The 20,206-nt window shown below is 33.2% G+C and carries 17 protein-coding genes; 1 reads left to right on the top strand and 16 read right to left on the bottom strand.

Annotated elements, in window-relative coordinates:
• Positions 1-226 precede the first annotated feature (226 nt).
• The 4 genes from CLU81_RS22535 to clpB all read right to left on the bottom strand — a co-directional run bounded on the left by CLU81_RS22535 (position 227) and on the right by clpB (position 6,107).
• Positions 227-1,114 (bottom strand): carbon-nitrogen hydrolase, encoded by an 888-nt coding sequence (locus CLU81_RS22535; protein ID WP_099711870.1) that lies wholly within the window; start codon positions 1,112-1,114, stop codon positions 227-229.
• 290 nt (positions 1,115-1,404) lie between these two features.
• Positions 1,405-1,821, bottom strand: coding sequence for a hypothetical protein (locus CLU81_RS22530; RefSeq protein WP_099711869.1), 417 nt, complete (start codon positions 1,819-1,821; stop codon positions 1,405-1,407).
• A gap of 332 nt (positions 1,822-2,153) precedes the next feature.
• Entirely contained in the window at positions 2,154-3,044 is an 891-nt protein-coding gene (locus CLU81_RS22520) for a DUF808 domain-containing protein (protein WP_099711867.1), read from the bottom strand.
• A gap of 459 nt (positions 3,045-3,503) precedes the next feature.
• The gene (gene clpB, locus CLU81_RS22515) at positions 3,504-6,107 is read right to left on the bottom strand and encodes an ATP-dependent chaperone ClpB (protein WP_099711866.1); all 2,604 of its coding nucleotides are present in this window, start codon (positions 6,105-6,107) and stop codon (positions 3,504-3,506) included.
• A 209-nt stretch (positions 6,108-6,316) separates the two neighbouring features.
• Between clpB and ytxJ the strand changes: the two genes are divergently transcribed.
• Entirely contained in the window at positions 6,317-6,706 is a 390-nt protein-coding gene (gene ytxJ / locus CLU81_RS22510; protein WP_099711865.1) for a bacillithiol system redox-active protein YtxJ, read from the top strand.
• Positions 6,707-6,853: 147 nt separating this feature from the next.
• On the opposite strand, the gene CLU81_RS22505 is transcribed toward ytxJ, so the two are convergent.
• From CLU81_RS22505 to CLU81_RS22450, 12 genes are all read right to left on the bottom strand, one after another.
• Positions 6,854-8,017 (bottom strand): hypothetical protein, encoded by a 1,164-nt coding sequence (locus CLU81_RS22505; RefSeq protein WP_099711864.1) that lies wholly within the window; start codon positions 8,015-8,017, stop codon positions 6,854-6,856.
• A complete protein-coding gene (locus CLU81_RS22500; protein ID WP_099711863.1) occupies positions 8,014-9,015 on the bottom strand; it encodes a DUF2157 domain-containing protein in 1,002 nt (333 codons plus the stop codon). The genes CLU81_RS22505 and CLU81_RS22500 overlap by 4 nt, the downstream gene beginning before the upstream one ends.
• Positions 9,016-9,245: 230 nt before the next feature.
• The gene (gene argH / locus CLU81_RS22495) at positions 9,246-10,526 is read right to left on the bottom strand and encodes an argininosuccinate lyase (protein WP_099711862.1); all 1,281 of its coding nucleotides are present in this window, start codon (positions 10,524-10,526) and stop codon (positions 9,246-9,248) included.
• Positions 10,527-10,565: 39 nt separating this feature from the next.
• A complete protein-coding gene (locus CLU81_RS22490; RefSeq protein WP_099711861.1) occupies positions 10,566-11,270 on the bottom strand; it encodes an HNH endonuclease in 705 nt (234 codons plus the stop codon).
• 30 nt (positions 11,271-11,300) lie between these two features.
• Positions 11,301-12,371 (bottom strand): M20 family metallo-hydrolase, encoded by a 1,071-nt coding sequence (locus CLU81_RS22485; RefSeq protein WP_099711860.1) that lies wholly within the window; start codon positions 12,369-12,371, stop codon positions 11,301-11,303.
• A gap of 273 nt (positions 12,372-12,644) precedes the next feature.
• Positions 12,645-13,421 carry an acetylglutamate kinase gene (argB, locus tag CLU81_RS22480; RefSeq protein WP_099711859.1) on the bottom strand — a complete coding sequence of 259 codons (777 nt, stop codon included), beginning with the start codon at positions 13,419-13,421 and terminating at the stop codon, positions 12,645-12,647.
• Between the two features lie 94 nt (positions 13,422-13,515).
• Entirely contained in the window at positions 13,516-14,463 is a 948-nt protein-coding gene (locus CLU81_RS22475; RefSeq protein WP_099711858.1) for an N-acetylornithine carbamoyltransferase, read from the bottom strand.
• Positions 14,464-14,550: 87 nt separating this feature from the next.
• Positions 14,551-15,312, bottom strand: a complete 762-nt coding sequence (gene proB, locus CLU81_RS22470) for a glutamate 5-kinase (RefSeq protein ID WP_099711857.1) — start codon at positions 15,310-15,312, stop codon at positions 14,551-14,553.
• Positions 15,313-15,444: 132 nt separating this feature from the next.
• Complete coding sequence (locus tag CLU81_RS22465; protein WP_099711856.1) at positions 15,445-16,638, bottom strand: glutamate-5-semialdehyde dehydrogenase; 1,194 nt, start codon at positions 16,636-16,638, stop codon at positions 15,445-15,447.
• Between the two features lie 86 nt (positions 16,639-16,724).
• Positions 16,725-17,864, bottom strand: a complete 1,140-nt coding sequence (locus CLU81_RS22460) for an aspartate aminotransferase family protein (RefSeq protein ID WP_099711855.1) — start codon at positions 17,862-17,864, stop codon at positions 16,725-16,727.
• 155 nt (positions 17,865-18,019) lie between these two features.
• A complete protein-coding gene (gene argC, locus CLU81_RS22455; RefSeq protein WP_099711854.1) occupies positions 18,020-18,997 on the bottom strand; it encodes an N-acetyl-gamma-glutamyl-phosphate reductase in 978 nt (325 codons plus the stop codon).
• Positions 18,990-20,183: an argininosuccinate synthase gene (locus CLU81_RS22450; RefSeq protein WP_099711853.1), complete on the bottom strand. Its 1,194-nt coding sequence runs from the start codon at positions 20,181-20,183 to the stop codon at positions 18,990-18,992. The genes argC and CLU81_RS22450 overlap by 8 nt, the downstream gene beginning before the upstream one ends.
• Positions 20,184-20,206: the final 23 nt, after the last annotated feature.

Genomic DNA, 20,206 nt, shown 5'->3' with positions numbered 1-20,206 from the left:
TTATTTAAAGCTCCAGCGGAGCAAAATTTTTATAGAACTTGAATAAAACAAATAAAAAAAGCTCCAGCGGAGCGACATCTTTTTTTCAATCTAATACATATCCCTCCGCTGGAGCTTTATATTGTAAACTTTTATTTTTTGCTATAAATATTTCGCTTCTCCGAAGCTTACAAAAAAAGGACGAAATATAAATTTCGTCCTTTTTTGTATTTATAAATTGACTGAACTAGTCTATCGCTCTTTTTGTAATATCTCCAAAAGCATCGATTCTTCTGTCTCTGAAAAACGGCCAGTTTTGACGCACATTTTCTTGCAAATCCAAATCAACTTCTGCAATTAGAATTTCTTCCTGATCGTGAGAAGCCTGAGCTAAAATTTCACCTTGCGGACCTGCAATAAACGAAGCTCCCCAAAACTGAATTCCTTCTGTTCCTTCAATATATTTTTCTAAACCAATTCTGTTTGCAGCGGCAACAAAAACTCCATTTGCAACAGCGTGACCTTTCATAACGTTCATCCACGCGCCATATTGGTTTTCTCCGTATTGTTCTTTTTCTTTTGGATGCCAACCAATTGCTGTTGGATAAAACAATACTTCGGCACCTTTTAAAGCAGTAATACGAGCTGCTTCAGGATACCATTGATCCCAACAAATTAGAGTTCCAATTTTTCCTTTTTTAGTTTCAATTGCCTGAAATCCTAAATCACCTGGCGTAAAATAGAATTTTTCGTAGAAATGTGGATCGTCCGGAATGTGCATTTTACGGTATAAACCAGCTTCTGTTCCATCAGTATCAATAATGTACGCACTATTGTGATAGATTCCCGCCATTCTTTTCTCGAAGAAAGGAACAATAATCACTACTCCTAATTCTTTTGCCAAAGCACTAAAAGCAATAAACGAAGTACTGTAAAGTGGTTCTGCTAAAGCAAAATTATCTACATCTTCACTTTGACAAAAATAATGACTGCTATATAATTCCGGAAGTAAGATAACTTCTGCGCCTTTATTGGCAGCGTCTTTTACCCAACTAATACATTTTTTTAGATTATTTTCGGCAACGTCATTTAGATTTAACTGAATAACGGCGATTTTATATTTTCTTTTCGGCATGACATAAAATTTAGAGTGCAAAAATAGTAATTTTTAGAGGAATGACAAAGTGTTGTTATCAACCGCGAAGTTCGCAAAGATTTACGCAAAGTTCGCTTAAAAATAGTCTTTACTGTTTGCTCGCAAAATCACAAGATGTAAAATTTATCTTTTTAAGATTATAAACAAACGTTTACAATAATTAGAATGTGACTCACTTAAAAAAAAACCATTTTACAAATATCTTATTCCTTGACAGAATCTAATATTTATAAAATGGTTCCTAACCTAAAAATTTATCAACTAAAAAACTAGTTTATAACCACTTTTTGAATTAAGAATTCAGTTGCTGATTTCTGAAATTTAATTTCAAAAGTTCCTTTTGCTGTCGCTTTAAATTTATAAACCGCTTTTTGAGGTTGTGGAGTTTGTAGTGTACAAACTTCTGCAGGATATTTAACTTCAACTCCAAATCCTTTTGATGCACCAATTGACACTTCTGTAAATTTACTGAATACACCACAAGCAGTTTCAGGAGTATAAGTTGCCTCATAGCTTAATTCGTCATTTACTTTTCCTGTTGCCGGTCCTGTAACTGCAGATACAAAAGAAATTTTTGTATTTGATGTAGGAGGAGGAGTTGGTTTATCATCGTCGCTGCTGCATGAAGTTAATGCAATTCCTAAAAATAATACTACTAAAACTGATTTAAGTTTAAAATTTTTCATATAAAATTATAATTAATTGTTAATTACTATGAAGATGCAGATAGGTTGCTTTGGTTGCTTTGCCTAAATGTTAAAAAAACAGCAAAAACAATTAAATCATTGTAAATCAAAAGATTATTTATTTAAAAAATTTTACGCAACTACAGTTATTTCTTATGAAAATTAAAAATTATCGCATAGCCCCGGTAGAAACGGCATCCTTTTTTTGCCGCTTTTGCGGAAAAAAAGATATAGTGAATGACGGGACTGGTGGGCTTTTGGAACTGATTATTTTGCTCCAAAAAAAAACACCAATCTTTCGAATGGTGTTTCTGAATAATTTTATAATGAGTTTATTCTGCTGAAGCTTTCTTTGGAAGTATCTTTTTGATCAGATTTACGATTGCCAAAACTACAAGTCCAAGAGCAAGTCCAATCACAAATTCTTTAATAATTGAAGGTAATGGCAATTGCGGAACGTAATGATGGAAAAACGGAATGTAATGCACGAATATTCCGCCAGCGACCAAAAGTAATGCGATTGTACCAATAACAGTCAAACTTTTAATTACTAATGGAAGCGCTTTTACCAATATGTTTCCGATAAATTTAAATACACTTTTGTCTTTTTTGCTAATTTGAATTAGTTTAAATCCAGCTTCATCCATTCTTACGATAAGCGCAACGATGCCGTAAACTCCAATTGTTGCAATTATAGCAATTATTGAAACTACTACAATTTGTTGTGCAATTGGTTTGCCAATTACGGTTCCAAGGGCAATAATTACGATTTCTACAGATAATATAAAATCAGTTACAATAGCTGATTTTACTTTTCCTTTTTCAGCTTCCAGAATTTGTTCTTCGGTTAAAACTTCATCAGTAATTCCTTCTGATTTTTCGTGTTCGTGCGGGAATACAAATTCGTAGATTTTTTCTGCTCCTTCATAGGCAAGAAAAAGTCCGCCAAGTACTAAGATTACAATGATTGCAACTGGAAAAAATGCACTTAATAAAAACGCGATCGGCAAAATGATTACTTTATTAAGAAGTGAACCTTTGCTGATTGCCCATAATACCGGAAGTTCTCTGGATGAAGCAAATCCTGAAGCTTTTTCAGCATTTACTGCTAAATCATCTCCTAAAATACCTGCTGTTTTTTTTGCTGCAACTTTACTCATTACTGCAACATCATCCATAATTGCTGCGATATCGTCTAATAGTACGAAAAAACCTGATGCCATTATACTTTTTTAATTTTAAAAAACTACGTAATTCACTGACTTTTAGCATCCAGTATAATTCGTAAGTTTGGTTATTTATTAGTGCTAATCTAAGACTTTTTGTTGATTTTTCTAACTAAAAATTAACTGCATTGTCCTAAAAGCACCCATATAATTATGAAAACTAAAATAGTTCCAAAACATCCTCCGCCTAATTTCTTAGCGCCGTAACCTGCTATTAATCCTCTAAAAATATTGTTCATCGTTTTGTAATTAAGATTATCTTTCTTTTGATTGATCGTTAAATCAGTACTGTAAAGGTCAAGACTTTATTTGGGATTATTTTATATTACTTTAAAAAAAAGTTATATTATTTTCGAATTTTGGTTCGCGTTTAAGCATAAAAAAACACCATTCGCCGCAACGAATGGTGTTTTTATTAGCTTATAAAGACGTACTAATCTGTATGTCTGCAATAAATTATTTCTCTATATGAGTTTGGTTTCTAAAAACCAATTGTCCATCAAAAGCATCAATCAAAATTATACTGTCTGTAGTGATGTTTCCAGCCAAAATTTCTTTCGACAATTGATTCAGCACTTCTCTTTGAACGACACGTTTTACCGGTCTTGCACCAAACTGCGGATCGTAACCTTTGTCTGACAAATACTTGATTGCTTCTGGCGTAGCATCCATTGTAATACCTTGTAAGGCCAACATTTTTGTAACGCTCTTAAGTTGTAAACTCACAATTCTAGAGATATTATCGACCGTTAAAGGCGTAAACATCACAATCTCGTCGATACGGTTTATAAATTCCGGACGTACGGTTTGTTTCAATAATCCCAAAACTTCCACTTTTGCAGATTCAGTCACAGATTCAATACTTCCTTTAAAATTCTCAAATTTCTCTTGTATAATCTGACTTCCCATATTGGATGTCATGATGATAATTGTATTCTTGAAATCAGCCAAACGCCCTTTGTTGTCTGTCAAACGACCTTCATCTAAAACTTGCAATAAAATATTGAAAGTATCCGGATGCGCTTTTTCGATCTCATCTAACAAAATAACAGAATACGGTTTTCTGCGCACAGCTTCAGTCAACTGACCACCTTCGTCATAACCAACATATCCTGGAGGCGCACCAACCAAACGGCTTACACTGTGACGTTCCTGATATTCACTCATGTCGATACGTGTCATCGCATTTTCGTCATCAAAAAGATATTCTGCCAAAGCTTTTGCAAGCTCAGTTTTACCAACTCCTGTTGTTCCTAAAAATAAGAAAGTTCCAACCGGTTTTTTCAAATCCTGTAAACCTGCACGACTTCTACGAACGGCATCACTCACCGCTTCAATCGCTTCTTCCTGCCCTACTACACGTTTGTGTAATTCGTCTTCAAGATGCAAAAGTTTTTCTCTTTCTGTCTGAAGCATTTTCATTACTGGAATTCCGGTCCATTTTGCTACAACTTCTGCAATATCTTCGCGGGTTACTTCTTCTTTAATCAAAGAATTACCAGATTGATATTCTTGCAATTGTTTCTGTAAAACATCCAGACGTTCTTGCGCTTCTTTAATTTTTCCGTAACGAATTTCGGCTACTTTTCCGTAATCTCCGTCACGTTCTGCACGTTCTGCTTCGTATTTAAAATCTTCAATTTCTAATTTTACAGCCTGAATTCCGTCAACAACATCTTTCTCAGATTTCCATTTTGCATAGATTTCGTTGCGTTCTTCTTTTAAGTTCGCCAAATCCATGCGTAGGATCTTCAATTTGCTTTCTTCTTTTTCACGTTTAATGGCTTCAATCTCAATTTCTAACTGCATGATTTTACGATCCAAAACATCTAATTCTTCTGGTTTTGAATTGATTTCCATACGCAGTTTCGAAGCTGCTTCGTCCATCAAATCGATGGCTTTGTCCGGTAAAAAACGATTCGTAATATAACGTTGAGAAAGTTCAACTGCTGCAATAATTGCCTCGTCTTTTATCTGAACTTTATGATGCGTTTCATACTTTTCTTTGATTCCACGTAAGATAGAAATTGCACTTTCTGTATCCGGTTCATCAATTAAAACTTTTTGGAAACGACGCTCTAAGGCTTTATCTTTCTCAAAATATTTTTGATATTCATCCAAAGTCGTTGCTCCAATCGCTCTCAACTCACCACGAGCCAAAGCTGGTTTCAGAATATTTGCAGCATCCATTGCGCCTTCTCCTCCACCTGCACCAACAAGTGTATGAATCTCATCTATAAAAAGAACAATATCACCTTCGGCAGCGGTAACTTCTTTTACAACTGATTTTAAACGTTCTTCAAATTCTCCTTTGAACTTCGCACCCGCAATAAGCGCTCCCATATCAAGTGAGAAAACGATTTTATCTTTTAAGTTTTCAGGCACATCGCCATCAACAATTCTATGAGCCAAACCTTCGGCAATAGCTGTTTTACCAACTCCCGGTTCTCCAACTAACATTGGGTTATTTTTTGTTCTACGCGTTAAAATCTGAAGCACACGACGGATTTCTTCGTCACGACCAATAACTGGATCGAGTTTTCCGGTACGTGCTAATTCATTTAAGTTTTTAGCGTATTTATTTAAGGAATTATAAGTTTCTTCAGCTGATGCCGATGTTACTCTTTCTCCTTTACGAAGTTCTTCGATAGCAGCTTTTAAACCTTTTCCTGTAACTCCCTGATCTTTTAAAATTTGTGAAACTTTACTTTTTGAATCGAAAATTGCCAAAATTAAATGTTCGATAGAAACATATTCATCGTTCATTTTCTGAGCAATAATCTCAGCTTCATTCAGCATTTTGTTTGCGTCTCTGGAAAGCATAATATCTCCTCCTGAAACTTTAGGAAAACTCTGAATTGTACTGTCTAATATTTGTAAAAACAACGGAACATTAACATTCAGCTTTTTCAAAATAAACGGCGCCACATTTTCATCTACTTCAAAAATAGCTTTAAAAATGTGTTCGTTTTCTATCTGTTGCTGTCCGTTGCGTTGGGCCAATTGCTGTGATAGCTGAATGGCTTCCTGCGACTTAATTGTAAATTTATTTATGTTCATATGTATGTGATTTATGATTGATTTTACTTAATAAATTTCGATACCATTAAAATTACAATTTATTGGATTAAATTTTTAACTTTAAATGATATAACTTTGCTTCAGATCTTTCAAAATATATTCCATACTAAAAATACAGACAAAATGTCGCTAAAAATCAGCTTTTAACCAATTTTTAACGCCAAAAAGTCATAAAAACACGCCAAAATATGAGTTTTTTAAATTCAATCTTCGGAAATTCAGAGAATACAGATTCTCCAAAAAGCAATGTAAACTGGACAGAATTAACTGATTTAGCTCAATTATCAGAAATAGAAGCTTTATCTAATGAAAAACCTGTTGTAATTTTCAAACACAGCACAAGATGCAGCATTAGCCGAATGGCTTTGAAACAATTTGAACGCGAATTTGATTTGAATGAAACCGTTGATGCTTACTTTTTAGATTTAATTGCCCATCGCGATATCTCTAATGAAATTGCTAACAAATTCAACGTTTATCACGAATCTCCACAACTTATTCTAATCAAAAACGGAAAAGCTGTTTACGATGTTTCGCACAGCGATATTGATGCAATCGCTTTAAAGGAAAAAGTTTAAAAAATTTTACCATTTAGATATTAAGAAAAATTAAGTTAATCTCTTAATCCTAAATACTTTTAATATAAAAAGTGAGATGTAAATCAATTTACATCTCACTTTTCTATTTTTATAATTAATAATCAATCATCAACAATTAACAATTCACTAGAAAGTTCCCTCTGAACCTCCTCCGCTAAAACCTCCGCCTCCAAAATCCATTGGAGATTCTGATTTCATTTCTGGTTTTAAACCAACTGTTGAAGCTACAATTAAGGCTTCGGCATTTAGAAACGCATTCGAACTATTAATTCTGTCCGGTTTAAAAGTTAATCCAGTTTCTTTATTTTTTAAATTTCTAATAGAAAAATAAGCGATTGCAAACAAAACCAATCCGCCCAGAGTTAATGCGACTTCTATTGGTAAAACTGAATAATAGAATCTGATCGTATAAATTGAAAATCCAATAGCCAGAAAACTAATCCAAAGCATGATTCTGTCTTTTGTTTTTAAGGCTTGCACCAAATAAACAACGGGAACAATAAAAGTAAACGCATAAAAAAATATGGCAAACGGAATATCTTTTCCTGGAAGTATTTCATTTCCTAAAAGCATTACAGAAAGTTCTCTAACTACAAGATAATTACAAGAAAGATAAAATAATACTAAACAGAAACTATTGGCAAGCAAAAGCCCATTATAGTAATACCTTTCCTTGAGATTACTAATCGCTTTTTTAGTTAAAAAGTAAAATGCAGCGGAAACTAACATTGCTGCAAATGGCAAAATAGTTTTTCCGACAGGACCAAATTCAAATAATCCATAAAATAAAACAGCCGAAGTAGCTAAACAAAAAACAAGCAAAGACAATAAATGTAAATATCTTATGTACATTACGAAAGAAGCAATTGCAACAAATACCGCAATTACCAATTCATATCCTTCTGTAGTGATGGCAATCGCAAAACCAACATTTAGAATCGCTCCGAGACAAAATGCATCTTCTAATCCGTGTCCATAATATTTGTGATTGGCTAAAAATTCTGCTCCGACAAAACCAACAATAGCAAAAATATAACAACAAACATTGAAAAAGGATTGTTCTCCACTAAGACCTAATAACGAAATTGCGCCACATACCGATAAATATAGAAATGCTCCCAACAAAAAGAATCCTAATCGAACCAAAATATTACTATTTCCTCTAAAATCCGGAAGTTCTTTTTTGATTAAATCTCTTTGTTCTTTACTTATAAAACCCGCTTCTTTCAAAGAATTTGCTTCTCCAAGCAAAGCTAAATCATCTAAAAATTGTTTATCGTATACTATCATTTTGCAATTTCTTTATTGAAGTTTTTAATAAGTTTAATAAATAAGACTATCGAGCCAATGAAATAAATTGGAAGAATTAAAATAAATAACTCCCAAATATCTGAAAAATCAACATGCTCAAAAACTCGGAACAAGAAGATATTAAAACCGATATAAGCATAGACGATCATAAAAACATACAACGAAATCGCCTTGAGATTATGACTTACTTTATAAAAATAATACGATGAACCTGCCAGAACAAAAGCAAAAATCAACCAAATACCTTCACTGTAATAATCAACTAAGCTGTTGATTGATGCGATACTTATAATGTGCAAAGCAAATGTTAGATAGATAATAGTAAAATGCTTTTTTAACTGAATTCTTGTGCTGTAAACTGTCCATAAAATGAGTAAAACTCCCAGCATTATTGCAGAATAACTTAAAGTTTGATTTGCATAAAAATAACTGTTATTCAATAAATCCTGGGGCGTTACCGAAAGTCCAATATAAGCCGCTAAACCAGTTATAGCAATAGTTAAAACACTTTTATTATCGAAATAATACGCACAAAAGAAACTGACAACCGTTGGAATTAAAGTTGCTAATCCGTAATGTGTTCCGAATGGTTTGTACTGAAATTGCAAATAACCTATAAAAATACAAGTCAAGATATTTGCCAATAAAACTAAATATTCTAAAACAGGATGTTCAAAAGTGGTTTCGGATTTCTGAAAGCCTTTTGCGTTTTTAAAACAGTAATAAAAACAAACTGCAATGACAATTAATAATAACGAAAGTATGGCAATATGACCAATACTATCGATGTTTTCATAAATCAAAATTCCGATTCCTGATGTAAATAACAAAACCGATAAATAGAGGAAAAACTTTAATTCGGCATTTAGCGAAAAAATATTCAGATTGCGATAGGAACTTATTTCCTGATACTGATTCTCTGTTATTAAATTTCTATCGAAAAGCGTTTTAGTGGCTTGGTCGTCAAACTTATTCATAGTTACTTTTATAAAAGTGCAAATCAAAAATAGTGTTTTTATTTGTAAGATGAATATTGTGAAATATTTTAGATTATAGATTATAGATTATAGATTATAGATTATAGATTATAGATTATAGATTATAGATTATAGATTATGCTTAAAAACGAAATCCCGAATCAAAGATTCGGGATTTCGTTTTTTTATGAATAGTAATCGTTTTACATTTTACAATTAACAATCAACAATTAATAAGCTGCTTTCATTTTATCTTTAATAGCATCCAGACACAAATTATTAATACTTCCTTCGTGTGTGTGTTTTGTTTCTTTTGGCGATTGATAAGTTCCTACTTCCAATTGTTCTGCAACGGCTTTGTATGCATCTCTGAATGGCATTCCTGCAACAACCATTTCGTTTAAAGTATCTACTGTAAACAGATAATCGTATTTTTTATCTTTTAAAATATTGTCTTTTACTGTAATATCTTTTACTGAGAAAATCGCAATATCTAAACATGCTTTCAGATTTTGAAGCGCTGGAAATAAACCTTCTTTCAAAAGTTGCAAATCCCTGTGATAACCACTTGGTAGATTATTCGTAATTAAAGTGATTTCGTATGGAAGTGCCTGAATCTTGTTGCATTTTCCTCTGATTAATTCAAAAACATCCGGATTTTTCTTGTGTGGCATAATGCTCGATCCTGTTGTAAGATGCGCCGGAAGACCAATAAAATCAAAATTTTGGCTCATGTACAAACAAACGTCCATTGCGAATTTTGATAAGGTTCCTGCAACACTTGCCATTGCAAATGCAACAGTTTTTTCTGCTTTTCCGCGGCTCATTTGTGCTGCAACGGCATTGAATTTCAAGGTTTCAAAACCTAATTCCTGAGTTGTAAATGTTCTGTTGATTGGAAACGAACTTCCGTAACCTGCAGCAGAACCTAACGGATTTTGATCAACGATTTTTGAAGCTGCATTCAACATTGTAATATCGTCAATAAAACTTTCAGCGTAAGCAGAAAACCACATTCCGAATGACGATGGCATGGCGATTTGCAAGTGCGTATATCCTGGCAATAAAACATTTTGGTGTTTTTCTGCCGATTCCATTAACAAATCAAACAATGTTTTTACTTGTTCTTTTAAGGCTTTTAATTCGTCTTTTAGATATAAATGAACATCTACTAAAACCTGATCGTTACGAGAACGTGCAGTGTGGATTTTCTTTCCGGCATCGCCAAGTTTTACAGTCAATAAATATTCTATTTTGGAATGTACGTCTTCAAAACTGTCTTCGATTACGAAGTTTCCTTTTGCAACGTCAGCAATGATTTCGTTTAAGGCATCAACCAGAGAAGTTGTTTCTTCTTTAGTTAATAAACCAATTTGACCCAACATTTTAGCGTGTGCAATAGAACCTAAAGCATCGTATTTTGCAAGAACCAAATCCAGTTCACGATCGTTTCCTACTGTGAAATGCTCGATTTGTTTATCTGTTGGTATTCCTTTTTCCCAAAGTTTCATAACTTAGTTTTTTAGATTTTTTGGAAACAAATGTTTCTATTATATTACTGTTTTTTTGAAGATGTTATTGTAATGAAACTCTAAATACTTTAAATTACCTTCTTTTAATTTGATTTTCATCTTTTCATTTATACCAATTTTTTCAATGTCTTCTAATTCTTTTGAAATCTTAATAAATCCACCTTTATCAAAAGTGATAAATCCTAAATCAAATAATTTATCATAAGTCGGTAAAAGTAAAAGTCCATTAAATTTATCTACTTTTTCGTCATTGTTAGATACTTTCCATGGCTTTATATGTGATGCTATTAGAAACCTAACATCTTTATAACCTGACAATGAACAGCCTTTCCAAATTTTTATTAAATCATTTCTATATTTACCTTGTCCAATTCTGCTTAAAATGATTGCTTTTTTTTCTAACTCTCTTAAATTAGGATCATTTTCAATTTTTTCAATTTCCAGCAAAATTCCTTCATCTTCTAGAAATTCAATATATAAATCTAATGAACGACTATACATTCTATTTCCTCTTTTATTTTTTGAAAGAAATTCAGCGTAACTAAAATATTCTTCTTTAAGTTTAAGAATTTCTTCAGACTTTATAATTTTATATAAATCAATATTTCTTTCTAAAGACTTTTTAAAATGATTTGAAATAGTAGTTATAGTTTTTGAATACTTCTCAGATTTAGAAATAGACTTTTTATTTACTTGTATCCACTTATCAAATTTTTCTCTCATAACAAAGATCTTAATTCTAAAAAAACAAAATTATAATTTAAAGAAATCAGTTAATATTTTGATATACAAGTCGATTCCTTCTTCGATTTCGTTGATGAAAATAAATTCGTCTGCTGAATGTGAACGCAAGGTTTCGCCTGGTCCAAGTTTTAAAGATTGACAACTCAAAACAGATTGATCTGAAAGTGTTGGCGATCCGTAAGTTGTTCTTCCTAAAGCAATTCCGGCTTGTACCAAACCATGTTCAACCGGAATAGACGAAGCGTTTAAATGCATTGATCTTGGCGTTACTTCGGCATTTACGTTTGCTTTTACCACATCCAGAATTTCAGTATTTGTATAACGATCTGTTACACGAATGTCTACAACCAAATCACATTCTGACGGCACTACATTATGCTGTTTTCCAGCACTAATTTGCGTTACGGTCATTTTTACGGGACCTAAAACATCCGAGATTTTATCGAATTTATAGTTTTTAAACCATTCCATTACAGGAATTGATTTGTAAATTGAATTATCATCGTTTTGATGTGCGGCGTGACTTGCAGTTCCTTTTACTTTTACGTCAAGAACCAACAAACCTTTCTCTGCAACAGCTAGTTGCATTAAAGTTGGTTCGCCAACAATCGCGCAATCTAATTCTGGTAAATGCTGTAAAACGCTGTTTAAACCATTTTTTCCGCTGCTTTCTTCTTCTGCGGAAGCTACAATTACAATATTATGAGACAGGTTTTGATTCTCATAAAAATGTACAAAAGTCGCCAATAACGAAACCAGACATCCTCCGGCATCATTACTTCCTAAACCGAATAATTTGCCATCTTTTACGATCGCTTTAAACGGATCGTTTGTGTAAGCTTGGTTTGGTTTTACGGTATCGTGGTGAGAATTCAGTAAAAGTGTCGGTTTGTTTTCGTCGAAATATTTATTGAAAGCCCACACATTGTTATTTTCTCTTTTAAAAGGAATTTCGTTTTGATTGAACCAATTTTCTATTAAAAGTGCCGTCTGATCTTCTTCGCTTGAAAATGAAGGGGTTTCGATAAGACTTTTTAATAATTCTATGGCTTCTTTGGTAAGCGTTTCTATATTCTTCATAGTTGTGTAGGTTCTCTGCCGTGATCCCGATAACTATCGGGACGAAGTCACAAAGTTTTTTAATTGAATCTGTGACATTTTTAATTTGCGCAAATTTCTTAAATTAAAATTTAAAAGTACTGCGCAGTTGTGCTTTTTTGCTACGAATTACACCAATTTTCATAAATTATCTTTTTGTCAAAGATTTAAAATCAAAATAAACTTTTTACCGTACGTCTAAAATTATTTTATCTTTTAAAAGAAAAAACTAGAGTCAATTCGTGGCAACATTTTTTATAATGTTATAGTCGTATGCGGAATATCTGAATTTTGGAGCATTTTATGATGCCCAATTTTGATTTTCTGAACGCCTCTTGATAAACTGTTAAAGCAATTGTCCAGTTTGGGAATCATTCCGGAATGGATTACTTTTTCTTCTTTTAGTTTATTGTATAATTCTTCGTTGATTTGGGTTATTACCGATGAATCATCTTCTGAATCTTGTAAAACTCCTTGTTTTTCAAAACAATAAGTAAGCGTAACGTCAAAAACTTCAGACATTGCGATTGACAATTCACTTGCAATTGTGTCGGCATTTGTGTTTAACAATTGTCCGTTTTTATCGTGTGTGATGGCGCAGAAAACCGGAACAATTCCTGCTTCCAATAAAGTCGCTAATAATTTGGTATTAACCTGCTTTACATCGCCTACAAATCCGTAATCGATTGTTGGGTGATTTCGTTTTGTGGATTGAATTAAATTTCCATCAGCTCCAGAAAAACCAATTGCGTTATTGTCTTTGGCTTGCAATTGCGCTACAATATGTTTGTTGATTTGTCCTGCGTAAATCATAACGACAACATCAAGCATTGGCGCATCTGTGATTCGGCGTCCGTCAATCATTTGCGGAACCAAACCAATACTTTGTGCCATTTTTGTAGCCGATTTTCCTCCGCCGTGAACTAAAACTTTATGTCCTTCGATTTTAGAAAAATCGGTTAAGAATTGTTCTAATTCGGTTGGATTATCGATAATATTTCCACCAATTTTTATTAAAGTAACTTTTTTCATGAGGTTCTAAGTTGCTAAGGTTCTAAGGGACTAAGGTTTTTATTCATCAGTTTCTAAGCATCTTAGAAACTTACAACCTTAGTACCTCAAAAAATTACAATTTTTTCAAAATCTTTTGTAAAACTAATTGTGCAGAATACGTTCTGTTATTCGCTTGCTGAATTACGATTGAGTTTTCGCTGTCAATCACTTCATCGCTTACAATTACGTTACGACGAACGGGAAGACAGTGCATGAATTTTCCGTTATTGGTTAATGCCATTTTTTCGGCTGTAACCGTCCAACTTGGATCTATGTTGGTTACTTTTCCGTAATCGTTGAAGTTACTCCAGTTTTTTACGTAAACGAAATCGGCATTCTCGAAAGCTTTGTTTTGATCGTATTCGATTTTGCAATCTTTCGTGATTTCAGGACTTAGTTCGTAACCTTCCGGATGTGTGATTACAAAATCCATATCTTTTTGCATTTGCATCATTTCTACGAATGAATTTGCAACGGCTTGTGGTAATGCTTTTGGATGCGGAGCCCAAGACAAAACTACTTTTGGCTTGTGTTTCGTTTTGTATTCTTCCATTGTAATTGCGTCTGCCAAAGATTGCATTGGATGACGAACAGCACTTTCCATGTTTACAATTGGCACTGTTGCGTGTTTTAAAAATCCTGAAATTACAGTTTCGGCATAATCTTTTTCTTTGTCTACCAAACCTGCGAAAGCACGAATTGCAATGATATCACAATATTGAGAAACTACTTCTGCAGCTTCTTTGATGTGTTCTGAAGCTCCAGAATTCATTATTGCTCCGTCTTCGAATTCTAATGTCCAACCTTCGTTGGTAAAATTCATCACCATAACGTTCATTCCTAAGTTTATAGCGGCTTTTTGAGTACTCAAACGCGTTCTTAAACTTGGATTGAAAAATAACATTCCTAAGGTTTTGTTTTTTCCTAGGTCTTGATTTTTAAGCGGATTTTTTTTGATTTTTAATGCGCTTTTTACCCATTTTGATAATGAGTCTATATCTTTTATTGAAATATAATTCATGTCTTTTTATTGTTTAATCGTTAATTTGTTTAACTGTTTATTTGCCCGATCGATTAACCGAATTAACGATTAAACAAATAAACATTTCTACACAATTTTCGTAAAAGGAATTTCGTCCTTTAATGCCTTCAGAATAAAATTATCATTTAATCCGTTGACGATCCAAGTTTCGATGTTGGCAGCTTTTGCGATTCCTGCTGCTTCGATTTTGGATTGCATTCCGCCTGTTCCGTGTGATGATTTTGATTCGCCTATTTCTTTTTCTAATACTTTTAAGTCTTTTACTAATTGAATCGTTTCAGGATTTTCATCATGAATAGAATCTTTTGTATAAATTCCGTTTGTATTGGTGGCAATAATCAGAATATCAACATTTAGCAGCACCGCGGTTAAAGCTGCTAATTTATCATTATCTCCAAACCGAATCTCATCCGTTGCAACGGTATCATTTTCATTAATAATCGGAATGTAATTGTTCTCGACCAAAACGTTTATTGTATTGACAATGTTTACTTTCGATTGTTCTTTTTCGAAATCTGAATAAGACAATAAACATTGTGATGTCAATAAACCTAAATCGCTGAAATTCTCATGGAAAATCCGCATTAAATGGGGTTGCCCAATTGAAGCTAAAGCTTGTTTTAATGCAATTTCTTTTCCTTTGCTTTCAAGTTTTACAAATTGTTTGGCGGCTGCAATGGCTCCGGAACTTACGATTACAAATTCGTAATCTTTATTTAGAGCAGCAATTTGCATACCTATATCTTCGATCTTTCCCCGCGAAATATGATTGGTTTCTTTGGTTAAAGTATTACTTCCTATTTTTAATAAAATCCTTTTTTTTGACATGCTGTATTATTTTTACCGCAAAGGGCGCAAGGTTTTTTTTATTCTGTTTGTGTTTACAAACGGTAAGTTCGCAAAGCTTTGTCTACAATTAAGTTTTAATTATCTAATTGACAAATTATCCAATTATCTCAATTATCTAATTTGTCCTTCTCCGTACACGTACCATTTGTTGGTTACCAAATGTTGCAAACCAATTGGTCCTCTTTGATGTAATTTATCTGTACTTATCGCTAATTCTCCTCCTAAACCAAATTGTCCTCCATCGGTGAAACGGGTTGAAGCATTTTGATAAACGGCTGCTGTATCAACGGCGTCCATAAATTCTTGTGCTGCTTTGTCATCTCTTGTAATAATTACTGCTGAATGTCCGCCACAATATTTATTTACTTTTTCGATTGCATTTTCCTCAGAATCAATGGTTCCGATTACGATTTTATAATCCAAAAATTCTTCATACCAAATATCTTCGTTTTGAAGTGTTTCTGTGTCTTCAAAGCTTTTTAATGATTCATCAACGATTACTTCTACATTAGATTCTTTTAAAGTCTCGATTAAAATAGCTGTAAAACCTTCAAAATTGGGCAATTTAGAATCTATTAAAACCTTGTCAACTGCATTACAAGCCGAGATTTTAGAGGTTTTAGCATTCAAAATTATTTTTAAAGCTAGATCTGTATCTGCATCTTTATGAACGTAAACAAAATTGTTTCCGCGTCCGCTTACAATTACCGGACAAGTGGCGTGTGCTTTTACAAACTCGATTAATTTTTCTCCTCCTCTTGGAACAATTAAATCTACTTTTTGAGTTGGTTTTTCTAAAAAAGCCTGAGTTTCTGTTCGATTATAATTCAAATATTCTACCCAATCTTTCGAAATTCCGTTTTCTGCTAAAGCCTGATGCCATAAATCAACAATTTTCAGGTTTGATTTTAAAGCTTCTTTTCCTCCTTTTAATAAAATCTTATTTCCGGATTTAAAGGCAATTCCTCCAGCTTCGATTGTAACGTCCGGACGAGATTCGTAAATGATTAAAATCGTGCCAAAAGCGGCTGTTTTATTTATGACTTTTATTCCATTATCATGAACAAAATGAAAACGCTCCACTCCAACCGGATCTTCCTGAGAAGCTAGTTGATTCAAAGACAAAATCATCTCGTCGACTTTTTTATCATCTACTTTTAGGCGTTCTTCCATCGCTAAATCTGAGCCGTCGTATGCCAATAAATCTTCCTGATTGGTCAAGATAATCTGACTCCGCTCCTGCTCGACCAGTTTTGCCATAGAGCGCAAAACCAGATTGCGTTTTTCAATTGATAATGGATTCATTTTTTTGGTTTAATTGGTTAGTCGTTAATTCGTTTAATCGATTAACCAGTTAAACGATTAAACGAATTAAAAGTATTTGGTAAACTTTAGTTTTGAAGTTCTTGCAAACTTTCTTTTAAAGCTACGATAAAAGTATCAATATCAGCTTTTTTCACTGTCAATGGTGGCAAAATTCTTAATAGATTTTTGTTGTTAGCACTTCCTGTAAAAATGTGTTTTTCGATGATTAGTTTTTTTCTTAAAGCAGCAACGTCAAAATCAAATTCTACTCCAAGCATTAATCCTTTTCCTTTTACTTGTTTGATTCCGGGAACTTCTTTAATTTTTTCTAAGAAATACTCATAAACTTCGTTTACATTTTTTTGTAAATCTAGTTTTTCAATTACGTCAAGAACCGCAATTCCTGCTGCACAAGATAAATGGCTTCCGCCGAAAGTGGTTCCTAATAATCCGAAACTTGCTTCAAATTTTGGAGAAATTAAAATGGCTCCAACCGGAAATCCGTTCCCCATTCCTTTCGCAACTGAAATAATATCAGCGTTGATTCCGTGATGTTGAAATGCGAAGAATTTTCCGCTTCTTCCATATCCTGATTGTACTTCGTCTAAAATCAAAACAACATCATGTTTTTTACATGCTTTTTCTAAAGCCTGAAAAAATTCTGTTGTTCCTTGATCTAAACCTCCAACTCCTTGAATTCCTTCAATAATTACTGCTGTAACATCTCCTTTTTCAAGTTCTGCTTCAACTAATTCGATTTGATTTAAAGGTAAAAAAGTAACTACTTGTTGTGCATTAATTGGTGCTACAATTTTCTTATTGTCTGTAACAGCAACGGCTGCAGAAGTTCTTCCGTGGAAAGAATTATCGAAAGCTACAACTCTTGATTTTCCGTTATGGAAAGACGCTAATTTTAAAGCATTTTCATTTGCTTCAGCTCCAGAACTGCATAAAAACAATTCGTAATCTTCTAATCCTGAAAGTTTACCTAATTTCTGAGCCAATTCTACCTGCAAAGGATTCTGAATTGCATTCGAATAAAATCCTAAATGATCTAATTGATTTTTTAGTTTTTCTACATAATCAGGTTGCGTATGGCCAATCGAAATTACACCATGTCCGCTATATAAGTCTAAATATTCCACTCCGTTATTGTCTGTAATTGTGCAATCTAGCGCTTTTACAGGAGTTATATCATAAAGTGGGTATACGTTAAATAAATTCATGTCAATTTTTGTTTTTTTTGTTTCAGGTTTAATGTTTCAAGTTATATAGAGAACGTGAAACATTAAACTTGAAACTATTGTTAAGTTTCATATCTCTTGTTTCAAGTTACGTACAGAACGTGAAACTTGAAACTTTAAACCTGAAACAATTTTTCCTAAAATCCGCTTGGTTTCAAATGTAAACCTGTAGTTTCTTCTAATCCGAACATTAAATTCATGTTTTGAATCGCTTGTCCTGAAGCACCTTTGGTTAAGTTGTCAATGATTGAAGTGATTAAAATCCGGTTTCCTTTTTTCAATAAACTAATGATACATTTGTTGGTTTGAACGACTTGTTTCATATTGATGTTTGTCGTTGTAACGGTTACAAAAGGTTCATTTTTATAGAAATCTTCGTATTTGGCAACTAAATCTTCTAAGCTTTCTTCATAAGTTGTGTATAATGTTGCAAAAATTCCTCTTGTGAAATCGCCTCTATTCGGAACAAAAATTAATTCATCTGAATAATCCGCTTGCAATTGATTAACGCTTTGGTTGATTTCGCCCAAATGTTGGTGTTCAAAAGCTTTATAATGCGACATATTATTGTTTCTCCAACTAAAATGAGAAGTTTCGGCAAGACTTACACCCGCACCTGTACTTCCAGTTGTTGCATTAATATGAACGTCAGATTTCAATAGATTATTTTTTGCTAAAGGCAATAAAGCCAATTGAATAGCTGTAGCAAAACAACCTGGATTTGCAATAAAATTTGCTTTTTTAATTTCCGCTTTATTTAATTCAGGCAATCCGTAAATGAATTCTTTTCCTTCGAAATTAGCATCTTTCGTTAATCTGAAATCATTTCCCAAATCAATGATTTTGGTATGACTTGCAAACTTGTTTTCTTCCAAAAATGAAATCGATTTTCCGTGACCTAAACACAAGAAAACTACATTTACATTTGGATTTACAACATCCGTAAAATTCATTTCAATATCTCCCATCAAATCGTGGTGCGCCACTGAAAGTGGTTTACCAGAATTGGTTGTACTGTAAACAAAATCGATGTTTACATTGGGATGATACATCAAGATTCTGATAAGTTCTCCGGCTGTGTAGCCCGAACCACCAATTATTCCAACATTAATCATGAGTTAAATGGTTTACTGATGAAAATATATTTTGTGCATTTCCAAGAATTTTGATAAATCCTTTTGCATCGTCAGATGTCCATGCATTGTTCATTTCTCCGTATTGACCAAAACCTGTGTTCATCAAATCATTTTTAGATTCGATTCCGTCAAGCGAAAAATGATATGGTTTTAATGAAACCGTTACGGTTCCGTTTACTGTTTTTTGTGTGTCTTGCAGGAAAGTTTCGATGTTTCTCATTACAGGATCTAAAAACTGACCTTCGTGAAATAACATTCCGTACCAGTTTCCTAATTGTTCTTTCCAGTATTGTTGCCATTTACCAAGTGTATGTTTCTCTAATAAATGGTGCGCTTTTATAATGATTAATGGAGCTGCAGCTTCAAAACCAACTCTTCCTTTAATTCCTATAATTGTATCTCCAACATGAATATCTCTACCAATTGCATAAACATTTGCCAGTTTTTCAAGTTTTACAATATTATTTTCCGGTGCATCTTTTTTACCATTTAATGCCACTAATTCTCCTTGTTCAAAATGCAAAGTCACTTTTTCTTCTCCTTCTTTTTGCAATTGAGACGGATATGCTTCACTTGGTAACGGTTGACTTGAAGTTAAGGTTTCTTTTCCTCCAACGCTTGTTCCCCAAAGTCCTTTATTGATAGAATATTGTGCTTTTTCCCAAGAATAGTGAACTCCGTTTTGAGCCAAATAATCTACTTCTTCTTGTCTTGAAAGTTTTAAATCTCTAATTGGTGTAATAATTTCAATTTCCGGAGCGATGGTTTGGAAAATTAAATCAAAACGAATCTGATCATTTCCTGCACCTGTACTTCCGTGTGCGATCGCGCTTGCTCCTACTTTTTTAGCATATTTTATAGCTTCAATTGCCTGAAAAACACGTTCTGCACTTACTGATAATGGATATGTATTGTTTTTTAATACGTTTCCAAAAATCAAATATTTTATAGCTTTATCATAATATTTGTCAATGATAGTCAAATTGGCGTGTTGTGCGCTTCCTAATTCGTAAGCTCTTTTTTCAATTGCTGATAATTCTTCAGCATCAAATCCTCCTGTATCTACAAGTACGGTGTGAACTTCGTATCCTTTTTCATTTTTTAAATATTTCAAACAATACGAGGTATCTAATCCTCCACTATAAGCTAATACAACTTTTTTCATTTTTTATAATTTAGGCTAATACT

The sequence above is a fragment of the Flavobacterium sp. 9 genome (assembly GCF_002754195.1).
Lineage (GTDB): Bacteria > Bacteroidota > Bacteroidia > Flavobacteriales > Flavobacteriaceae > Flavobacterium.
Note: the sequence above shows the minus strand (reverse complement) of the source record. Positions and strands in the feature narration are given on the sequence as shown.